Raw genomic sequence first — 21,223 nt, forward strand, 5'->3', positions numbered from 1 at the left:
AAGGCACCACCGCGACACGGTGGTGCCTTCAGCGCTCCGATCAGACAGTCTGGAGCACCTTCTCCTCGACCACCGGCGCGTCGGCGACCCGCTTACGCGGCCAGAAGACGGTGAGCGCGACCAGTGCGCCGAGCACCGTGACACCGGCGGCGAACTCGAGGCCGGGGCGGTAGGTGTCGAGCATCTGCTGCGGCGAGGTGCCGTGCGCGGCACCGGAGGTGACGATGGCGGTGGTCACCGCGAGTACCACGGCCGCACCGACCTGCATGGAGGTCTGCAGCACGCCGGCCGCCAGGCCCTGCTCCTCGTCGTCGATACCGCTGGTGGCCTGCACGTTGATGGCGGGGAAGCCGACCCAGCCGATGCCGATCAGCAGGACCGCCGGCAGCAGCACGGTCAGGTAGTCGGGCGCGGTGTCGATCCGCAGGAACAGCAGGTAACCGACGGCCATCACCGACATGGTCACGGCGATCACCGGCCCGGTGCCGAAGCGGTCGATCAGCTTGTCGGAGAAGAACGCCGAGGCGACGACAAGGATGCCGACCGGCAGCAGCGCCATGGCGAGCTTCAGCGGCGACCAGCCGAGGGTGTCCTGCAGGTACAGCGTGACGATGAACTGCCAGCTGAAGTACGAGCCGGCGACCGCGATGATGGCCAGGCTGGCCCGCACCAGCGACACCTTGCGCAGGATCCCGAGCCGGACCAGCGGGTGGGTGACGCGCTGCTCGGTGACGACGAACGCGGCGAACAGGGCGACCACGGCGATGAACGAGACGACGGTCCGGGCCGAGGCCCAGCCGACCTCGGGCGCGGTGACCACGGTGTAGACCAGCAGCAGCATGCCCGAGGTGGACAGCAGCGCGCCGAGCAGATCGTGGCCGCCTTCCTCGGCCTTGCCGTCCTTGGGGATCAGCACGAACGCCGAGATCAACGCGGCGACGGCGATCGGGACCGGCAGCAGGAAGGTCCAGCGCCAGCCGACGCCGGTCATCAGGCCGCCGAAGAGCAGGCCCATGGAGTAACCGCCCGCGCCGAACACGGTGTAGATGGACAGCGCCTTGTTGCGCGCTTTTCCTTCGGCGAAGGTGGTGGCGATGATCGACAGGCCGGTCGGCGCGGTGAACGCGGCGGCGAGGCCCTTCACGAAGCGGGTGACGATCAGCAGCGTCGGGTCGCTGACCAGGCCACCGATCAGGGACGCGACCGCGAAGACGGCCAGGGCGACGAGGAACACCTTGCGGCGCCCGAGCAGGTCGGCCGTGCGGCCGCCGAGCAGCAGCAGGCCGCCGTAGCCGAGGACGTAACCGCCCACGAGCCACTGCAGGGTGGAGGTGGACATATCGAGTTCGGCGCCGATGGACGGCAGGGCGACGCCGATCATCGAAACATCGAGGCCGTCGAGGAACAGAACAATGCACAGGGTGATCAGCAGGCCCCAGAGGCGAGCGGACCACCGGGTCGGGTCGGTCGCCTCGGTGGCCGAGAGCGTTGCTGGCGAAGTCATGCGGAGGACATTACATGCATGCGCATTTAATGCCAACACATTTAATGCAGTTGCATGGATTGGCCGGGCGCACTAAGATGGCCGCATGTCGAACCCGGCCAACACAGCTCGGCGCAACGAAGCGCCCACCGAGCTGGTCGGCCAGTGGCGCGCATTGCTCGACCGGCACGCTGCCGTGAGCTGCGCACTGGAGAAGGCGCTTCAGAACGAACACCGGATCGGACTCAGCGAGTTCGAGATCCTCGACCGTCTCGTCGACGCGGCCTGCGAGAAGTACCGCATGACCGACCTGTCCGGCGACATCTACCTGAGTCAGAGCGCTCTCTCACGCGCCGTGGCCCGGCTCGAACGCGACGACCTGGTCGAACGCATCACCTGCGACGGCGATCGGCGGGCGTGTTTCGTCAAGCTCACGGAAAAGGGCAGGGCGGTCTACGACCAGGCCCTGCCCACGCACCGTTCGGTGCTCACCGACTCCTGGTAGGAGCTACACCGTCGCGCTCGCGGCGGCGGTGATGTCGGCAAAAGCGGCTCGGTAGCGGTCGAATTCGGCCGGCTTGTCGAGATAGACCGAACCGGCGAAGGTCTCCACGTAGACCACCGGTGGTTCCTGCTTGTCGACCGCGTTGTCGCCGTCGAAATCGAGCACGGTGAACCGGCCCGACTCGAGCCCGGCGTGGTAGCCGCAGTCGTCCGGGATCACCCGGATGTCGACGGTGTCGCGTTCGGCCAGTTCACGCAGCCGCGCACGCTGACCGGCGAGCACCCGATCGTCACCGATCCGGCGCGACAGCACCGACGCGGCGAGCACCACCCGCAGCCGCAACGGTGAGCCCGCCCTGGTGAGCAACGTCTGCCTGGCCGCGCTCACCCGCAGCCGCCGTTCCAGGTCGGCGTCGGTGAGTTCGGCAACCGTGCGTTCGAGCAGCGCCCTGGTGTAGTCCTCGGTCTGCAACAGCGCCGGGACCAGGCCGTCCTCGTAGATCGACAGCTCGGCCGCCGCCTCTTCGAGCCCGATGTAGACCTCGAAGCCCTCCGGAATCACATCGCCGTAACTCGTCCACCATCCCCTTGCCTTGGTTTCGCGAGCCAGCGCCGCCAACGGTTCCACCTGATCGGCGGGCGCGCCGTACACCTTGCACATGGCCTCGACATCGAGGCTGCGTAGCGATGTCTGCCCTGTTTCGATCCGCCAGATCTTCGCTTCCGACCACTCGAGTTGCGCCGCCGCGGTTCTGGTGGTCATCCGCGCACGATTGCGCAGGTCACGTAAGTGCCTGCCCAGCTGCCTGCGCGGCATGGTCGAACCGGTGACGCCCTGCGGTGAAGCCATACTTCCCCCCTGTATCCAAATCCGGCCTCCCCCTTGTCCTCTGGAGGCCGCCGTTCGCAGCTGACGCATCATCAGATCTGCGGACGGATTGTTTCACAATGAATCGGACACCGCGCAAGACCTACTTCTTCTTCCGGAACCGCCAGAACTGAACGGCGCGAACATCTTCGGACAACTGATTCACCGGTTCGGCCACATCGGACAGTGCTTGGAACAGTCCGTCGGCGAGTTCGCTGATGTGCTCGACCCGGCCCGCGAGCCGGGCGGCGTTGTCGGCGAATTCGAGCATCAACCGCACCGACGCGGCGATGGTGAGCCCGAGCGGAACGGCCACGAGCGCGGCGAGCACACCGAGCACCGCCGAGGCCTTCCACATCAGCACCGTCAGCGCGATCGGCAGGCCGATCGCGAAGGAGATCACGCACAGGATGTAGGCCAGCGGCAGCAGCGTGCGGGTCGCGGGCCTGCGGAATTGCACGTCGAGCAGGGAGCGGAGCGCCTCGGCGCCCCACTGGGTGGCCGAGCGGGTGCTGCGGAACGGATCGTCGAAGCCCGCGTCGCGCGCGAGCCTCATCGCCTCGGTCTCTTCGGAGTCCTCGGCCTGCTCTCGCGAACGCGACGCCGTACGCTTCACGTCGGCCTCTTTCCAAGAGAGCCAGCGGGATTCGGCCTCGAACTCCTCGGCCTCCGGCTCACCGGCCGGGGTGGTGTTCGGCACGTCGGTCATGGTCCGAATCCTGCCCGCTTTCCGACGACACGCCAACACCACGGGGACCGAACCTGCGATAGCGAAGGTTCGTCGAATGAGACGAAGCAGACACTCTCGATTATTTTTCGGAATCCGCGTAACAACTCGGCCACCTTGGGCCGATACGCCCATGAACGCAGGAACAGAGCTCTTCGGGGAATGGAGAACACAGTGCGCACGACGTTTCCGACCAACACTATGGCCGCCGACAAGGGTGCCGCCGCGCTGGACTACGCCGCGCGGGGTTGGAACGTCGCCGAAACCACCAACGGCCTGTGCCTGGTGACCGACGAGAACGTTTCGGCCATCGAGATCACCGGCGAGATGGCAGGCGAGGTCCGCCGCTTCCTGCGCGCCAACAACCTGTCCGGCCCCGTGATCGAGATCCCCGGCGCCGAGCGTCGCGAGATCCACCTGGTGACCGGCGTCGCCAAGGCCACCATGGCCATCGCCGCGATGCGCGAGGCCGGTGTGCTGGTGCACACCGACGGTGCGAGCATCCCGCTGCCGCCCACCCAGCTGGCCGCCGGTTCGGCGTCCTGGGGCGTCGCCCCGTCCGAGGCCCGCTGGATCCCGCCGGTCGTCGCGCTCGGTGCCGCCGTGCGCGCCGCCGCCACCCGCAAGCGCGCCACCCTGACCGTGGCCTGCTGAGGCAGCTTTCCACAGCCAACCCGCGACCGCGACGGATCCCCACGTCGCCTCGCGGGTTTTCTGCGTTTCCCGGTGCCGAGCGGCCGGGGTGGAGTAGGCATGAACCATGGCTCCGCGTTCGTTGCTTCGCACCTGTCCGCTCTGTGAGGCCGTCTGCGGCCTGAGCATCACCCTCGACGACAACGACCGGGTGCTCTCGGTGCGCGGCGACCGCGACGATCCGTTCAGCAAGGGCTTCATCTGCCCGAAGGGCGCCGGTTTCGGCAAGCTCGACGACGACCCCGACCTGGTCACCACTCCGCTCATCCGCGACGACGCCGACTTCCGCCCGGCGAGCTGGGACGAGGCGTTCGACCTGATCGCGCAACGTTTCGCAGCCGTCCACGCGGCACACGGCACCGGCGCCACCGCCGTCTACCTCGGCAATCCCACCGCCCACACGATCGCGGGCGCCCTCTACGCACCCGCGCTGGTCCGCGCGCTGAGCACCCGGCACGTGTACTCGGCGAGCACCGCCGATCAGATGCCCAAGCAGGTGGCCGCCGGGTTGATGTTCGGTGACCCGATGGTCGTGCCCGTTCCCGACCTCGACCGCACCGACTACCTGCTGATGCTCGGCGCCAACCCGCTGGAATCGAACGGTTCGCTGTGCACGGCGCCCAACTTCCCCGGACGGTTGAAGGCGTTGCGGGCGCGCGGCGGCAAGCTCGTCGTTGTCGATCCGCGGGCGACGCGCACGGCGGAGCTGGCCGACGAACACCTCTTCATCCGACCCGGCACCGATGCGTATCTGCTCTTCGCGGTGGTGCACACGTTGTTCGCCGAAAACCTGGCCGACGTGAGCGTGGAGGTCGACGGCCTCGACGAACTACGCGCGGCCGCCGCGGATTTCACCCCCGAGGTCGCGACGGAACGCACCGGCATTCCGGCCGAGACCATCCGCCGCATCGCCCGCGAACTCGCCGCCGCCCCGACGGCCGCCGTCTATGCCCGAATCGGCACGTGCACCACCGAATTCGGCACGCTCACACAGTGGCTTGTCGATGCGATCAATGTCCTCACCGGCAATCTCGACGCCCCCGGTGGCGCCATGTTCGCCACCCCCGCGGCACTCGGCATCACCCGCACCAAGCCGTTCCGGCCGGGCCGCTGGACCAGCCGGGTGCGCGAATTGCCCGAAACCATGGGCGAACTCCCCGTCGCCACCCTCGCCGACGAACTCGAAACCCCTGGTGAAGGTCAGATCCGCGCGCTGGTGACGGTGGCGGGCAACCCGGTGCTCTCCGCACCGAGCGGCGCGCGGCTCGACGTGGGACTGGCCGGGCTCGACTTCATGGTGAGCGTCGACCGGTACGTCAACGAGACCACCCGGCACGCGAATGTGATTCTGCCGCCGCCTCGTTCGATCCAGTCACCGCACTACGACTTCGCGCTGCTGCACTTCGCGGTGCGCAACTACGCGCGCTACTCGCGCCCCCTGGTGCCGCTCGACGGCAGGCCGTCGGAATCGGCGGTGCTCGCCCGGCTCGCCGCGGCCGTGAGCGGACAGCCGCATCACAGCGACGAGGCCGTCGCGATGATCGACGAACTGGTCATCGCAGGCATGCTGCACAAGGCGGGCATGAGTGACCGGCGCGACGAGCTCGAGGGCGCCGACACCACCGAACAGCGCGTCGACCTGATGCTCAAACTCGGCCCGTACGGCGCGTGGAACGGCGGCGACCTCGGCCTGCGCACCCTCCTCGACAACCCGCACGGCATCGACCTCGGCCCGCTGGAGCCACGTCTGCCCGGAGTGCTGCTGACCGCAACGGGACGCGTCGACCTGGCACCGCAGCCGCTGCTCGCCGATGTGTCGCGTCTCCGGGAAGGGCTCGCGGCGAGTGCGCCGCCCATGGTGCTGATCGGGCGCAGGCAGCTGCGTTCCAACAACAGCTGGATGCACAACATCGAGGCACTCGTCGGCGGATCCAACCACTGCACCCTGCACATCCACCCCGACGACGCCGACCGCCTCGGCATCGGCGAGGCGGCCGAGATCACCTCGGCCGCCGGCTCACTGACCGTGCAAGTGGAGCTGACGTCGGCGATCATGCCCGGGGTGGTGAGCCTGCCGCACGGGTGGGGACACGCCGCGAGCACCACCCAGTCGGTGGCCCGCGCGCACGCAGGCGTGAATGCCAATGCGCTGACCGACAATTCGATCGTCGACGCGATCACCGGAACCGCCGTCTTCAACGGTGTGCCGGTGACGGTCGGTCCGGCCTGATCGGTCGTCGTCCAGGAAACCCGAAGCAAACCGCCCGTTACGGTCCTTCGCAATACTGGACTCGCCACGCCGCGCGCCGAACTCCCCTAGACTCCAATGAGATTGTGGTCACAGCACTTCGGCAGCAGAGGGGCCCCCGATGCCTGGAACACAGGTCGGCAGCGACGGAGAGCACGAACTTCAGGAAACGTTGGGCACCACCGAACGCGCCGAACGGTTCTACGACGACCAGGTCATCGACTATCTGAACCCGATGATGATGGAATTCGTCACCCGGATGGACATGGCGTTCATCTCCACCGCCGACGCGCACGGCGAATGCGACGCCAGCTTCCGTGCAGGCACCCCCGGTTTCCTGCACGTGATCGACGATCGCACGATTGCGTACCCCGAATACCGTGGTAACGGGGTGATGGCCAGCCTCGGCAATATCCTCGAGAACCCGCACGTCGGGATCCTGATGATCGACTTCGTCCGCGACCTCATCGGCCTGCACGTGAACGGGAAGGCCCGCATGGTCGCCGACAGCGAGCTACGCGAGGCCGTCAGCGATCTGCCACCCGCGGAACGGGGCAAAGCCGCGCAGGTGTGGGTGGTCGTCGACGTGGAAGAGGCATACATCCACTGCCGCAAGCACATTCCGCAGATGATTCCCGTCTCCCGCGACCGCCGCGAATGGGGTACCGACAACGTCCGCGCCAAGGGCGGCGACTACTTCGGCGTGAAGGCGGGCCGCCAGCACGCCGAAGTCAAAGCCGGCTGACCTACTTGATCTTGAAGATCACCACACGCTGCACGACGAAGTTGATCACCGTCGCCGTGCCCTGCGCCACGACGAACGCCACCGCCTGACGCCACCACTGGTCGGGCAGCGCGAACGCGAACGCGGCATACATCCCGAGCTGCACGGCGAACGTCACCGCGTACAGCGCGACGACCGCCACGAACCGCTTGCGGCTCGGCTCGGCCTGGAACGTCCAGCGACGATTGATCAGGTAGGCCGTCGTCGTCCCGGCGATGAAGCTGATCGCCTTGGCGAGCACCTCCGGCACCCCGAGCACGTTCGACAGCAGCAGCAGCAAGCCGAAGTCGACGATCGCCGAGAAACCGCCCGTGAGGGTGAACCGGACAATCTGAGTCTTCAGATCGACATCGGTACCCCCCGGCTCGTCGACCAGGGGAATTTCGGGGGGCAGGGGCAGATGCGGCTGTGCTTGCACGTGAGGAAGGGTACGAGACCGGTCACAGGTTGTGCCATGCCTGTAGCCTCTAAGCCGATGTCTGAGAACATTTCGACCACCAACGACGGGCCGTTTACGCTTCCTACGCGTACGCGCAAGCTCACCGGTTGGGGTCGCACCGCACCCACCTCCGCCGAAGTGCTCTCGACCGGCGATCCCGAGCTGATCGCCGAGGCCGTGCGCATGGTCGCCGAGGACAACGACAGCAAGCCGGCGCATCTGCGACGCGGCGTGATCGCCCGTGGCCTCGGCCGCTCCTACGGCGACCACGCCCAGAACGCGGGCGGCCTCGTCATCGACATGCCCGCGCTCAACCGCATCCACCGCATCGACCGCGACACCCGCCTGGTCGACGTGGACGGCGGCGTGAGCCTGGACCAGCTGATGAAGGCCGCGCTCCCGTTCGGGCTGTGGGTTCCCGTGCTACCCGGCACCCGCCAGGTGACCATCGGCGGCGCCATCGCCTCCGATATCCACGGCAAGAACCACCACAGCGAGGGCAGCTTCGGCAACCACGTCCGCTCGATCGACCTGCTCGTCGCGGACGGTTCGGTGCGCACGGTGTCACCCGACAACGACGCCGAGCTGTTCTGGGCGACGGTCGGCGGCAACGGGCTCACCGGCATCATCCTGCGCGCGACCATCGAGATGGCGCCGACGGAGACGGCCTACTTCCTCAACGACGGTGTGAAGACCGCGACCCTCGACGAGACGGTCGCCGCGCACAGCGACGGCAGCGAGGCGAACTACACCTACTCGAGCGCCTGGTTCGACGTGATCAGCCCGCTGCCCAAGCTGGGCCGCGCCACCATCACCCGTGGTCGCCTCGCCAAGCTCGACGAACTGCCCGAGCGGTTGCAGAAGAAGCCACTGAAGTTCGACGCGCCGCACCTGATGACCGTGCCGGACATCTTCCCGAACTTCACCATGAACAAGCTGACGCTGTCGGCCATCGGTGAGGCGTACTACGCGATGGGCGGGAACTACACCGGCAAGGTGCAGAACCTGACGCAGTTCTACCACCCGCTCGACATGATCTCGGAGTGGAACCGTGGCTACGGTTCCAACGGGTTCCTGCAGTACCAGTTCGTGGTGCCGACCGAGGCGGTCGAGGAGTTCAAGCGGATCATCATCGACATCCAGGCCTCGGGCCACTACTCGGCGCTGAATGTGTTCAAGCTGTTCGGCCCCGGTAACGACGCGCCGCTGAGCTTCCCGATGCCGGGCTGGAACATCTGCGTGGACTTCCCGATCAAGCCGGGCCTCAACGAGCTGGTCACCGAGCTCGACCGCCGCGTGATGGAATTCGGCGGCCGTCTCTACACCGCGAAGGACTCGCGCACCAGCGCCGAGACCTTCCACAAGATGTACCCCCGGATCGACGAGTGGATCAAGGTCCGCCGCAGCGTCGACCCGAACGGCGTGTTCATGTCCGATATGGCCAGGAGGCTGGAGCTCCAGTGATCAACGCAGTTGGCAACCCGCAGACCATCCTGCTCTTCGGCGGCACCTCCGAGATCGGTCTCGCGATCTGCGCGGAGTACCTGCGCAAGAGCCCCGCGCGGATCATCCTGGGGAACCTGCCCGGCGACCCGCTGCTCGACGACGCCGTCGCCGAGCTGAAGGGGGCCGGTGCCACGGCCGTCGAGGTCATCGACTTCGACGCGCTCGACACCGACTCGCACCCGAAGGTCGTCGACGCCGCGTTCGCCGGTGGTGACGTGGATGTCGCGATCGTGGCGTTCGGTGTGCTCGGCGATGCCGAGCAGCTGTGGCAGGACCAGCGCAAGGCGGTCATGACCGTCGGCATCAACTACACCGCCGGTGTGTCGGTGGGTGTGCTGGTCGGCGACAAGTTCAAGGCGCAGGGTCACGGCCGGTTCATCGTGATGTCGTCGGTGGCGGGTGAGCGGGTGCGTCGCTCGAACTTCGTGTACGGCTCGACCAAGGCCGGCCTCGACGGCTTCTACCTGGGTCTCGGCGAAGCGCTTCGCCCCTACGGTCCGCGCGTCACCGTCGTGCGGCCGATGCAGGTGCGTACCTCAGCGACCAAGGCCCACTGGGAAGCGACCGGTTCCAAGGAAGCGCCGCTCACGGTCAACCCGGAAGACGTCGCCCGCCAGGCCGTCGCCGCCTCGGAGAAGGGCACCGAGATCGTGTGGACCCCCAACGAGGCCCGCTTCGTGATGTCGGCCCTGCGCCACGTGCCGCGCCCGATCTTCCGCAAGCTTCCCATCTGATCGGGAGCCATCGCGACTGCCGCACCGCCATTCCGGCGGTGCGGCAGTTTCTTTGTGCCGGGGGCATCGGCGCGAGCCGACGGAGCCCGAGCCCTCCACTAGGCTGACCCGGACCGTCGAGCAGAGTGGACCCGGAGGAATGCGCGCCGATGACTACCGATGACAACGTGCGGGCGGGGCGCGCGACAGCGACCGGTCTCGCCGAAGGTGCCGCGGCGGCGCTCGTCGCGCTGGTCGTGGCGGTGGTCGGCTTGTTCGCGTTCTCGGCGGTGCAGTGGCCTGCGTTCAACTCCTCCAACGTGACTCGGGCGCTGACCACAGTCGGGCAGGTCGTCTCGGTGGGGCTGCTGGTGGTATCGGTGTTGCTGATCCGGCTGCGGAAATGGCCCGTGGTCGCGAAACTCGCGTCCTGGGTGGGCATTTCGGGATTCGTCACGGTGACGCTCGGGATGCCGTTGGCGGCGACGAAGCTGTACCTGTTCGGTGTTTCGGTCGACCAGGAATTCCGCACCGAGTATCTGACGCGGCTCACCGACAGTGCGGCACTGCGGGACATGACCTACGTGGATCTGCCACCGTTCTATCCGGCCGGATGGTTCTGGATCGGTGGGCGGGTCGCGAACCTGCTCGGCATGGACGGCTGGGAGGCGTTCAAGCCGTACTCGATCGGCATGCTCGCCGTGGCCGCCACGGTGGCGCTCGTGCTGTGGGCGCAGCTGGTGCGCGCCGACACGGCCGTGGGCGCCGCGGCCGCGGTGACCGCGATGACCTTGGCCTATGCCTCGCCGGAGGCGTACGGGGCCGTGCTGGTCGTGTTCATTCCGCCGGTGCTCGTGCTGGCGTGGGGTGCGCTGCACCGCCGCTCGGGTGGGTGGGGCGCGGTGCTCGGGACCGGGCTGTTCCTCGGGGTCGCGGCGTGTTTCTACACGCTGTACCTGGCGATCGCGGCGTTCACCGTTGTGCTGATGGCGGTGATCGCCGCCGCGTGCGCGCTGTACGCACGGCGGGCGAGCGGGCGGGCGATCGGTAAGCGCGATGCGGCCGTCACCACCGAGCCGGCGTGGCGGGTGGTTGTCGTGCCGTTCACGCGGCTGGCGGCGATCGGCGTGCTCGCGATCGCGGTGGCGCTGGTGGTGTGGACGCCGTATCTGCTGAAGATGCTGTCGGGTGCGAAGTTGCCCTCCGGCAACGCTTTCCACTATCTGCCCGAGTCGGGTGCGCAGCTGGCGTTCCCGATGCTCGAGTTCTCCCTGCGTGGGGCGCTGTGCCTGCTCGGGTCGCTGTGGCTGGTCGTGCGGGCGGGATCGTCGCGGCGGGCGCAGGCGCTCGGCATCGGTGTGGTGGCGATCTACCTGTGGACATCGCTGTCGATGGCGGCGACGGCAGTGGGCACCACCCTGTTGTCGTTCCGGCTGGAACCGGTGCTGCTCGCCGTGCTCGCCGCCGCAGGCGTTTTCGGCTTCGTCGAGGGCGGCCGCGCGGTGTATCAGGCGCTGAACGAACCCGCGCCGGTGCGTACCGCGGCCGCCGCGCTCGCGGTGCTCGGCGCGATGGCCTTCGTCCAGACGATCCCCACCGTTCTGGTCCACGAGATCGACACCGCCTACACCGACACGGTGCCCACCGAAACACCCGACGCCTACGGCACTTTCGGTGAACGCGGCGACAAGCGCCGTCCCTCCGCCGTGGCCTACTACCACGCCGTCGACGAGGCTCTAGTGGCGCAAACCGGCCGTCCCCGTGACGAATCCGTCGTCCTCACGGCCGACACCAGCTTCCTGTCCTTCTACCCCTACTTCGGTTTCCAGGCCCTCACCTCGCACTACGCGAACCCCCTCGCCGACTTCAAGGCCCGCGCCGACACCATCGCCGCCTGGAGCAGACTCGACTCCCCCCAGGCCCTCCTCGACGCCATGTCGGCCGCCCCCTGGCGCGCCCCCGACGCCTTCCTCTTCCGCCGCGACGGCGACAACTACACCCTCCGCCTCGCCGAAGACGTCTACCCCAACGACCCCAACGTCAAGCGCTACACCGTCACCTTCCCCCGCCCACTCTTCGCCTCCCCAGCCTTCACCACCACCGACATCGGCCCCTTCACCCTCATCACCGTCAACCGCTGAATCAAGGCTCGATACGGCGCACGGTGCCGACCTTGCCGATCCCTTTGTCGAACGACGCGATCACCGAATCGGAGTCGGCTTCGGCGAGCGCGACGCGGTAGGCATCGGCGAATGAAAGCCGTTGGTGCTCATACACATCGACCGTCCGGATGAGGACGGCCGGATCGTCGGTCTGGATATTGCGGGAGCCGATCACGGCACGGGCCAGTGCCGCGACCTCGGGCCTGGGCACCCGGTACACGCACTGCAGGACGTACACGGTTTCCGCGAGGATGAGATCCGGAAGGTAGAACTCGTCGGTCCCCGCGAGCAGGGTTGTGGCTCGCCGGCCCATCTCGGGAGGGTCCTGCCGCAATCGAGTTTCACCAACCCTGTCTTCCGGGCGGGGAGGCGCACTACACTTGGCGGTGCGGAACGGTCGTCGTCGGTGGGGGTCGGCGGATGGCGAAGGTTATCGATCCTGCACGTTGTGGGTCCGGGTGGCCCGTTACCGGAGGAGGACTTCATGTCCGATCCGTTGCACACCAGGGTGTGCCTCACCGGAATGAACTGCGCCTGTCCGAGTATCAGTGTGTTCGTGGTGCCCGAGCCGCTGGTTCGGGGTGGGCAGATGCTGCATCTGCTGGAACAGGCGCCGGTGGCCGAACGGGGGCCCGAGCCCGATCCCGAACTGATCGACCTCATCGAGGCGGTGCGCACGCCGTTGAATCTGCCCGGGCTCGCCCGGGTGCAACGGGTGGCGTTCACCGGCCCACGGCACGATCCCACCGCGGCGCGCACGGTGCTGCACGACCATCTGATCGAGGAACCGGCGCCGATCGGGCTCGATGTGGACGATCCGGCGGAGCTCACCCGGCTCTCGATGCTGCCCGAACACCGGATCGCAGCCCGGCGCATCGACGACTTCCAGGCGCACTCGGTGCGTCAGGCGATGGCGGCGGTGTACCAGTTTTTCGGCGTGGACCAGCGGGTACCCCTCGTTTACCACGGTTTCGCCGACCCCGGCGACGGCTGGTTCGCCCTGCGCGCATCGGCAGCCTGACCGGACATGTGTCCATAGACACCCGGTAGCTACTGGTGTGCGGAGCACCGATAGACAACAATATGTGCGGTTGCAGCGAACAAACCGCACAGTCCGTCGGACGGGGCGAGTACGCTGCGAAATGTTGACAAGTTCGGCCGACCGAAATCAGTTTTGGTAGCGCTGATCGGTACGGATGCAGAGGTATAGCTATGACGCTCAGCAGACCGGAGCGAATCGATTTCCTGATGCGGGAACACCGCCAGGACGCCGAACCTGCGCCACGGGAACAACTGCACTCACTCGGCGAAATCGAGAAGTTCGTGGTCGATGCCGCGATCGCCATGCTCTCCCCCGGTCAGAAGTTCGCCTTGCTGTGGTCGCTGCAGGTCGGCGGGCATCTGGTGGCGGGCGTTCAGGTCAAGGAGCGCGATGGGTCGGTCACCAATATGGTGCCGCCGACCGAGGTCGTCGAATACCTGGCCGACCACAAGCGCATGTCCTACGACCCGGCGGTCGGCGCCTGGCTGAGTGCGGAGATCTTCATCGCCGGACCCACCCGTTTCAAGGCCACCTACTCGCCGGGCACCGTCGCCGACTGGATGCCCGAGGTATCGGTCGACGATCTGCGCGCGGAGTTCGTGGCCTACCCGCGTCCGGCCGCGGAGATTCCCGATTGGGCCCGCTCGCAGCTCGATTGGTCGAACAGGATGACCGGATAGGACGCGGCGCCCCCGCACGATCGGGTCGGGTGGCTAGCATCAACCCCCGTGCGACCGGACCGATCTGAACGAGCGTTCACCCGATACCGCCTGATCGCCCTCGTCTGTGGGCTGCTCGGGTTCGTGCTTGCCCTGCTCACACCGCTGTTGCCGGTGCGCCAGGACCGCGCGAGCCTCGACTGGCCGCAGGCGGGTGCGACGAGTGTGCAAGCACCACTGGTGTCGTATGTGCCCCAGCAGGTGAACGCGCAATTGCCGTGTCCGGTGCTGCGCGGACTGCCCGGCGCTGATGTGCGCGGCCCGGAGGGCGAGAACCCCACACCGCAGCCGACGACCTTGCTCACCACGATCCCGGCCGAATCCGAGCAGATCACCAAGGGTCTGAGTGTCGTCGCGCGCGAGGGCGTGCTCACGGTGCAGGCCCGCGATGTGCCGATGCTGTCGGCGCCGATCGAGGAGATCGCGAACTGCGACCACATCGCGATCGAGTCGACCATCGCCGCGACGACTGTCGAGTTCGTCGGGGTGACGCGGGCCGACGGCAGCCCGTTCCGCAACACCGTCACCGTGGACAAGCGGCCGCAGATCGTCGGGGTGTACACCGATCTCGACGAAACCCAGCTCACCGGCGCCCGGTTCCACGCCGATATCGACTCCCGCTTCACCTCCACCCCGACGCCGCTGAAACTGGCCGTGATGATCGTGGCCGCGCTCGCCACTCTCGTCGCGCTGGTCGCCCTGCACCTGCTCGACCGCGCCGACGGCCGCCGCGCCCGTCACTTCCTGCCCCGGCACTGGTGGCGCATCACGCCGACCGACGTGGTCGTGGTGGCGACGCTGCTCGGCTGGCATGTGATCGGCGCGAACACCTCCGACGACGGCTACATCCTGAACATGGCGCGCGCCTCCGGCCCGTCGGGCTACATGGCGAACTACTACCGCTGGTTCGGGGTGCCCGAGGCGCCGTTCGGATGGTCCTACGAGCTGCTGGCCTGGATGACGAAGATCTCCGACGCCAGCCCGTGGATGCGGCTGCCCGCGCTCGTCGCGGGCCTGGTGTGCTGGGCGGTGATCAGCCGAGAGGTGCTGCCCCGCCTCGGTGCCCGGGTGCGGCGCGACAAGGTGGCGCTGTGGACGGCGGGCCTGGTGTTCCTCGCCTTCTGGCTCCCCTACGACAACGGTCTTCGCCCCGAACCGCTCATCGCGGCAGGCGCCCTGCTCACCTGGTGCGCCATCGAACGCGCGATCGCCACCGCCCGCCTGCTCCCCGCCGCACTCGCGATCCTCATCGCCGCGTTCTCCCTGGCCGCGGGTCCGACCGGACTCATCTGCATCGCCGCGCTCATCGCAGGCACGCGCCCGGTCATGCAGATCATCATCAAACGCGCTCAAGGTCTGCGTCCTCGCGAAATCGCCGCTGACAGAGACGGACTCGACGCTGCCGAAGAGGCACGGAGGTCACGTGCCGAACAGGCCACGGCAGCGGATATCGCCGACGCGGACGATGCCGCATCCGGCCGACTTTCCCTGGCCATAAAGATCTTCCGCTACGCCGCCCTCCTGGCCCCGGGCATAGCCGCGGGCACCCTCGTGCTGATCGTCGTCTTCGCCGACCAGACTCTGGCGACCGTCATGGAAGCCACCCGCGTGCGCACCCTGGTCGGCCCCAACGCGGCGTGGTTCGACGAACGCACCCGCTGGGATTCGCTGTTCATGCTCTCCCCCGACGGCTCGCTGGCCAGACGTTTCGGCGTCCTGGTGATGCTGCTGTGCCTGCTGGTGTGCATCCTGCAGGTGTTGCGCAAGGGCCGCATCCCCGGCACCTCGCGCGGCCCGTCGGTGCGCATACTCGGCATCGTGTTCGGTGCGCTGCTGCTGATGATGTGGACGCCCACCAAGTGGACACACCACTTCGGTGTGTACGCGGGCCTGGCGGGCTCACTTGCCGCACTGGCCGCTGTCGCGGTGGGCGCCAATGGTATTCGCGCACCACGCAATCGCGCCCTGTTCACCGCGGCGGTCCTGTTCCTGCTCGCGCTCACGTTCACCGGCTCCAACGGTTGGTGGTACGTGTCCAGCTTCGGGGTGCCGTTCTGGGACAAGGCGCCGATGGTCGCGGGCAAGGGCGTGTCGACGCTACTGCTCGGGCTCAGCGTGCTCGCCCTGCTCGTCGCCCTGTACTTCCACCTGCGCGACCCGTACCGCAAGCCTTCGCGCCCAGCCCGTTTCGACCGTTTCGCCACCATGCCGTTGACGATCGCGGCCGCGCTGCTCGTGGCGTTCGAGGTGGCCTCGATGCTGAAGGGCGCGGTCACGCAGTACCCGGCCTATTCGATCGCCAAGTCGAATATCGAGTCGCTGCAGGGAAATACGTGCGCTTTGGCCAACGACGTACTGGTGGAGACGAATACGGCCGATTCCTTGCTCACCCCGATCACCAGCGCCCCCGCCGACGGGCTGAGCACCGAATCGGTGGCCTTCACCCCGAACGGGGTGGCCGCCGACCTCACCGCCGACGCCGACGAGACCGTGGTCGGCGGGGCCAACTCCGTCGACAAGGACTCGGCCAACAAGACGACCAACACCACCGGCGCGGGTACCGGCGGCGGCACGAGCACCGAGGCGGGCATCAACGGCAGCACCGTCGCCCTGCCGTTCGGCCTCGACCCGGCCCGCACGCCGGTGCTCGGCTCCTACCAGGACGGTGTGCAGCAGCAGGCGAAGCTGACCTCGCAGTGGTACGGCGCCGATGTCGACGCCGTGCGCGATGATCCCGCCTACCAGGCCCTGGTCGTCACCGCCGCGGGCCGCATCCGCTACGTCGACAACGACGGCGTCGTGCACTACGGCCAGGACCTGGTCGTCGAGTACGGCACCCGCGCCGACGACGGATCGGTGCAGGTCACCGGCTCGATCCAGCCGCTCGACATCGGCCCGTCGCCGTCGTGGCGCAACCTGCGCGTGCCGCTGGACCGTCTGCCCGCGGGCGTGAACGCGGTGCGCCTGGTCGCCACCGACAACGACATCACCCAGAAGCAGTGGCTCGCGGTGACCCCGCCGCGCCTGCCGAAATTGGCCTCCCTCGACTCGGTGGTCGGGCACACCGACCCTGTGCTGCTGGACTGGCACGTCGGCCTGGCGTTCCCGTGTCAGCGCCCGTTCGAGCACCACGACGGTGTCGCCGAGGCGCCGAAGTGGCGAATCCTGCCCGACCGGGTGGGTTCGGACGCGGCCAACGCCTGGCAGGACGACATCGGCGGCGGCCCGCTCGGGTGGACAGGTCTGCTGATGAAGGCCGAGACTGTGCCCACCTACCTGGATCGTGATCTCGGTCGCGACTGGGGCTCGCTGGAGCGGTTCACCCCGTACGAACCGGCGCCGCCCGCCGACATCACGGTGCGCGTGGTAGACCAGTCCGGACGGGCGAAGGAGCCGGACATCCGGGCGCGGTAGAGACTGGGGCAGCGCATGGGCAGTGATCGGGCAGTTGCGCTGCCGTTTCACGAAAACCCTAGTGTCACTGCACATTTCGTTTCGGTGAAAGACCCGTTAAGGAGCCGCTCAACTTGGCCCGTTCTCAGGTTTGGGCACGTACCCTGGTGGGTATGACAGGAGCCTTCGATGACATGGACCTGCGGGATCTCGTCGACCTGCTCAGCGACGACGAGAAGAAGGAACTACGACCTGCCGTGATGCGGGTGCTGGAAAGACTGCCCTCCCAGGAGGTATTACGCCGCGACCTCAACCGTCGCTTGCTCAACGTCTGACCTTCCACACACGGCATACAAACCGAAGGCGGGGACCACGATGGTGGTCCCCGCCTTCACGCTTTCCCGACTCAGAACACCCGAAGCGGTCCCGGGCTCCAGAACCCGTCGCGACCGGTCGTCGTGGTCTCGAGCTGGGCCGGTTCGGCCTGGATGTGCTGGTCGTAGCGTTCCAGCGAACCCCAGTCGCGGGCCCAGTCGTCCTTCAGATACGTGGGGATGGTCACCCGGGCGGCCAGCATCTGCGCGAAGCCGAGCGGGCCACCGAACTCCTGGGCCTGCCAGGTGTCGGTCGAGGAGATGGCCAGCGGGCGGTCGGGCAGGATGCGGTAGTTGGGCACCTCGGCCACGCCGTTCTCGTGCGAGAACGGACGCTGGCACGGGAACTGCAGGCCCACGGCCCAGTCGAGCAGCACCGGCTGGGTGCGGCCGATGAAGCTGTCGAGGCTCTGCAGCTTGGGCACACGCGGCGGGGTGAACGCCAGCCACTGGTCACCGATCAGAATCGGGTCGTTGGCCAGGATGCGCACGGCGTTCGCCTCGGGAGCCAGCTCGGCCAGCGGCACCCGCAGGTTGCGCCATGACGGCGCCGGACCGATATCACGCGGCTGGTAGGTGCCGAGCGGGGTGACGCTGCCGTCGGGGTTGCGCGTGCCGTACTCCACGAGCAGCGACTGGCCGTACTTGTCGGCGCCGGTGTCGTCCTTGGAGGCGATGCGACCGGCCGCGCTGATGACGATCAGCGGCGACTCCTCGGTGCGCGCGGGCAGCCCGTACCAGGACGACTCGAGGCGGGCGCGCTGCTGCATGCCCTCCTGGTAGGAGCCGAGCACCGGCGTCTGGGCGGGATCGAGACCGAACGGCAGTGCGACGGTGGACCCGTTGACGCCGCGCGCGCCCTCACCACCGCCGGTGCCCGCGCTCTCACCTTCGGCGAAGGCGGCGCCGACCGACTGGTTGCTGGTGTTGCCGGTACCCGGCTTCACCTCGACGGCGTCGGCCGACAGGTCGCTCGGCACACCGTTGGCACTGAACCCTTCGGCCAGCGTGCCGCGCAGCGGGTCGGCAGGGTCGACGAGCGGACGCGACGGGTCGACGATCGGGTCGAGTCTGCCGCTGTTCGGGTCGGCTTCCACCAGCACGTCGCGGGCCAGGCCGCAGCTCTCGCCACCGAGCGCGTCGATGTTGGAGCGGGCGAGCGAATACGCCGGGTACTGCTGGGTGGCGCCCTTCACCAGCGAGAGCACCTCGAACGCGACCATCAGCCCGACCACGACGGTGAGCGGGATGGCGGCGAACTTGCGAATCCGCCTGCCGCGCTTGGTCTTCGCCGAGGGTTGCGGTTTCACATAGTCCTCGCGCAGTGCGTACCAGCCGACCAGGGCCAATCCGACGCCGAACAGGATCAGCATCACGGTGTTGGAGTGCACCCCGCGCAGCGAGATGGTCTTGTCGAACCACGGCACGCCGTAGCTGGACACGTACCAGTACCCGTTGATGCCCGAGAACGACAGCGCGAGCACGAACAGCAGCCCGGCGAGGAAGATCGCCCGGTTCTTGCGTGAACGCAACGCGCTCTGTGACACGGCCACGGCCGTCACCGCGGCCAGCGATCCGGCGATGCCCGCGTACGCGCCGAAGTGGTGGGTCCACTTCGTCGGGTTGAACATCATGAAGAAGATCGTGCCGAACACCACGGCCATCAAACGCCAGGTCGGACCGGACGCGATACCGGGCACCTGGCGGCGGCGCAGCAGCACCAGCAACGTCGTGAACAGGCACAGCAGCATCACCAGGAAGGCGAAGCGGCGGGCCAGCGAGCCGTCGACGGTCTCGACGAACATGTAGTAGTAGCGCAGGTAGTCCTCGTACCAGGCCAGGTTCGGGCCGGTGGCCTGGCGCACCCGGTTGGCCTCCTGGATACCGGCGAAGGTCTGGTCGCTGTAGACCACGGTGAGCACCAGCAGGCCCGCCGAGGCGATCGGCGCGAGCAGCGCGGCCGTGCCGAACTGCCGATGACGGCGCACGATGATCCGCACCAGCGGCCGGATACCGGCCAGCAGCGCGGCCACACACATCAGACCGGTCGGGGCGGCGGCCAGCGTGAAGGCGGCGACGAGCACCGCGATCCCAGCGGGCAGCAGCCGACCGGTGGCGATGGCGCGTTCGATCGAGACCCAGGTGAGCAGCGCGCCGAGGGCGACGATCGGCTCCGAGCGCAGGCCGTTGTCGAAGGGCAGCCAGAAGGCGAGGAACACCAGGCCACCGGTCCACAGCGCCACCTGGCTGCGCTTGACCGCGTTGCCGAGGCGGGGCACCACCTCGCGGCTGATGACCATCCAGCACAGGATCGCGCAGATCAGCGCCGGGACGCGCACCCACGGGCTGGCCGTGGAGATCTCCGCGAACACCTGGATGACGTAGTAGTACCAGCCGAACGGCGCCTCCGGCACGCCGTACCAGCGGAAGTAGTTGGCCATGTAGCCCGCTTCGGGCGCCACCCGGACCATCGAGAGGATGTAGCCGTCGTCGGAGGTGTTGGCGCCGACGAAATGCCACACGAGCAGCGTGCCGATCACCGCGCCGTCGGCCCAGGTCGGTTTCAGCCAGTTCTTCGGCAGGAACCGGCGGTGCCCACGCCCGTCGCTGCCGTCGAGCTGGGCGAGCGCACCGAGTGCCAGCAGGGTGCACAGCACGGCCGCGATGATCGCGATGAGTTTCACCGCCGACGGGCTCGACGAGAACCTGGTGTCGATGGTCGAGGTGAGCGAGAGGCCCTGGGGTACTTCGCCTTCCAGATCGGAGAACACGCCGACGATCTGCGGGCGCAGGTCGCCGCCGAGCTCGCCCTCCACCGGGACGCGCACCGTCTCCGTCGCGCCGGGCCGACCGGGGATCGGCCGCTCGATCTCGGTCGTCAGGCCGTCGAACGAGGCGCGGGTGCGGTGCTGGTCGGAGGCGATGGTGATGGTCGAGCAGCCGCCCATCTCCGAACGCGGCGCCGAGGCGACCACCGCGTTGCGGTCGACCACGTCGACGGCGGTGTCGGAGACGCGAACGAACAGCGCCTCGAGCGCGGCGCCGTCGCCCTGGGGTGGTGCGGTGGCCAGCAGCATGCCGCCCTGGGCGGGCAACCGGTCGACCGCGGCGCACGGAATGGTGGCGTTGAGGTCGATCGGCACCTGCGACATCAGGGGCGCTTGCAGATTGCCGAGCTTGCCGTTCTGCGGCCAGTTCAGCTGCGCGGTGGTCTGGGTGACCGGCAGGAACGGCGTCGCCACCGCGAACACGGCTCCCAGGAGTCCGGCGATCAGCGCGATCCATCGCGCGATGCGGAAGTCCTTCGCGGAGGCCACCGGTTCTGCGGGTGGCTTGGAGAGAACAGCTGTTGCGGCGTCTGGCACGGTTCGCCATGGTATCTGCTGGGTTGACTCAGCGTTGGTGCGCGCGAGTCAGCGGCCGTGGAGTCGTCGGATTGCCAGTGTGAAGTTCAAGCATTTCATTAGGTTTAACCTGGTAGAGCCCGTGATCCTCCCGCCGGCCCCGCTTGTTTCGCCATGATGCGTATCGGCTATCGATCCAGGTCCGTTCGGAGTGGCAGAAGGTG

Annotated in this window: 17 protein-coding genes; 11 read left to right on the top strand and 6 right to left on the bottom strand. The window is 67.9% G+C overall.

Going from position 1 to position 21,223, the window contains the following annotated elements:
- Positions 1–40 precede the first annotated feature (40 nt).
- Positions 41–1,504 carry an MFS transporter gene (locus tag NI2_RS24440; protein WP_067494820.1) on the bottom strand — a complete coding sequence of 488 codons (1,464 nt, stop codon included), beginning with the start codon at positions 1,502–1,504 and terminating at the stop codon, positions 41–43.
- Between the two features lie 85 nt (positions 1,505–1,589).
- Between NI2_RS24440 and NI2_RS24445 the strand changes: the two genes are divergently transcribed.
- The gene (locus NI2_RS24445; protein WP_067494823.1) at positions 1,590–1,988 is read left to right on the top strand and encodes a MarR family winged helix-turn-helix transcriptional regulator; all 399 of its coding nucleotides are present in this window, start codon (positions 1,590–1,592) and stop codon (positions 1,986–1,988) included.
- 3 nt (positions 1,989–1,991) lie between these two features.
- Here the strand turns inward: NI2_RS24445 and NI2_RS24450 are convergent, their stop codons facing one another.
- Together NI2_RS24450 and NI2_RS24455 are read right to left on the bottom strand one after the other, a co-directional pair.
- A complete protein-coding gene (locus NI2_RS24450; RefSeq protein WP_067494825.1) occupies positions 1,992–2,837 on the bottom strand; it encodes a helix-turn-helix domain-containing protein in 846 nt (281 codons plus the stop codon).
- A gap of 121 nt (positions 2,838–2,958) precedes the next feature.
- Positions 2,959–3,564 (bottom strand): DUF4282 domain-containing protein, encoded by a 606-nt coding sequence (locus NI2_RS24455; protein ID WP_067494828.1) that lies wholly within the window; start codon positions 3,562–3,564, stop codon positions 2,959–2,961.
- 180 nt (positions 3,565–3,744) lie between these two features.
- On the opposite strand from NI2_RS24455, the gene NI2_RS24460 reads away from it, so the two are divergent.
- From NI2_RS24460 to NI2_RS24470, 3 genes are all read left to right on the top strand, one after another.
- The gene (locus NI2_RS24460) at positions 3,745–4,236 is read left to right on the top strand and encodes a hypothetical protein (RefSeq protein WP_174552230.1); all 492 of its coding nucleotides are present in this window, start codon (positions 3,745–3,747) and stop codon (positions 4,234–4,236) included.
- A 106-nt stretch (positions 4,237–4,342) separates the two neighbouring features.
- Positions 4,343–6,505 carry a molybdopterin-dependent oxidoreductase gene (locus NI2_RS24465; RefSeq protein WP_067494831.1) on the top strand — a complete coding sequence of 721 codons (2,163 nt, stop codon included), beginning with the start codon at positions 4,343–4,345 and terminating at the stop codon, positions 6,503–6,505.
- A gap of 139 nt (positions 6,506–6,644) precedes the next feature.
- Entirely contained in the window at positions 6,645–7,268 is a 624-nt protein-coding gene (locus NI2_RS24470; RefSeq protein WP_067494834.1) for a pyridoxamine 5'-phosphate oxidase family protein, read from the top strand.
- A gap of 1 nt (position 7,269) precedes the next feature.
- Here the strand turns inward: NI2_RS24470 and NI2_RS24475 are convergent, their stop codons facing one another.
- On the bottom strand, positions 7,270–7,725 hold the full coding sequence (locus NI2_RS24475) for a GtrA family protein (RefSeq protein WP_084457194.1): 456 nt from the start codon (positions 7,723–7,725) through the stop codon (positions 7,270–7,272).
- A 57-nt stretch (positions 7,726–7,782) separates the two neighbouring features.
- Between NI2_RS24475 and dprE1 the strand changes: the two genes are divergently transcribed.
- From dprE1 to NI2_RS24490, 3 genes are all read left to right on the top strand, one after another.
- Complete coding sequence (gene dprE1, locus NI2_RS24480) at positions 7,783–9,210, top strand: decaprenylphosphoryl-beta-D-ribose oxidase (RefSeq protein ID WP_067494837.1); 1,428 nt, start codon at positions 7,783–7,785, stop codon at positions 9,208–9,210.
- A complete protein-coding gene (gene dprE2, locus NI2_RS24485) occupies positions 9,207–9,986 on the top strand; it encodes a decaprenylphospho-beta-D-erythro-pentofuranosid-2-ulose 2-reductase (RefSeq protein WP_067494840.1) in 780 nt (259 codons plus the stop codon). The genes dprE1 and dprE2 overlap by 4 nt, the downstream gene beginning before the upstream one ends.
- Before the next feature lie 149 nt (positions 9,987–10,135).
- Positions 10,136–12,106 (top strand): galactan 5-O-arabinofuranosyltransferase, encoded by a 1,971-nt coding sequence (locus NI2_RS24490; protein ID WP_067494842.1) that lies wholly within the window; start codon positions 10,136–10,138, stop codon positions 12,104–12,106.
- A 1-nt stretch (position 12,107) separates the two neighbouring features.
- On the opposite strand, the gene NI2_RS24495 is transcribed toward NI2_RS24490, so the two are convergent.
- Positions 12,108–12,440 carry a PIN domain-containing protein gene (locus tag NI2_RS24495; RefSeq protein ID WP_067494845.1) on the bottom strand — a complete coding sequence of 111 codons (333 nt, stop codon included), beginning with the start codon at positions 12,438–12,440 and terminating at the stop codon, positions 12,108–12,110.
- A 171-nt stretch (positions 12,441–12,611) separates the two neighbouring features.
- Between NI2_RS24495 and NI2_RS24500 the strand changes: the two genes are divergently transcribed.
- From NI2_RS24500 to NI2_RS34005, 4 genes are all read left to right on the top strand, one after another.
- Entirely contained in the window at positions 12,612–13,148 is a 537-nt protein-coding gene (locus tag NI2_RS24500) for a hypothetical protein (protein ID WP_067494981.1), read from the top strand.
- Between the two features lie 191 nt (positions 13,149–13,339).
- The gene (locus tag NI2_RS24505) at positions 13,340–13,849 is read left to right on the top strand and encodes a hypothetical protein (protein WP_067494847.1); all 510 of its coding nucleotides are present in this window, start codon (positions 13,340–13,342) and stop codon (positions 13,847–13,849) included.
- A 48-nt stretch (positions 13,850–13,897) separates the two neighbouring features.
- Positions 13,898–17,302 (top strand): arabinosyltransferase domain-containing protein, encoded by a 3,405-nt coding sequence (locus NI2_RS24510; RefSeq protein ID WP_067494851.1) that lies wholly within the window; start codon positions 13,898–13,900, stop codon positions 17,300–17,302.
- Between the two features lie 152 nt (positions 17,303–17,454).
- A complete protein-coding gene (locus NI2_RS34005; RefSeq protein ID WP_157101793.1) occupies positions 17,455–17,616 on the top strand; it encodes a hypothetical protein in 162 nt (53 codons plus the stop codon).
- 71 nt (positions 17,617–17,687) lie between these two features.
- Here NI2_RS34005 and NI2_RS24515 read toward each other — a convergent pair whose 3' ends face one another.
- Complete coding sequence (locus NI2_RS24515; RefSeq protein ID WP_067494853.1) at positions 17,688–21,020, bottom strand: arabinosyltransferase domain-containing protein; 3,333 nt, start codon at positions 21,018–21,020, stop codon at positions 17,688–17,690.
- Between the last annotated feature and the right edge of the window lie 203 nt (positions 21,021–21,223).

This window comes from Nocardia ignorata NBRC 108230 (assembly GCF_001612905.1).
GTDB classification, from domain to species: domain Bacteria; phylum Actinomycetota; class Actinomycetes; order Mycobacteriales; family Mycobacteriaceae; genus Nocardia; species Nocardia ignorata.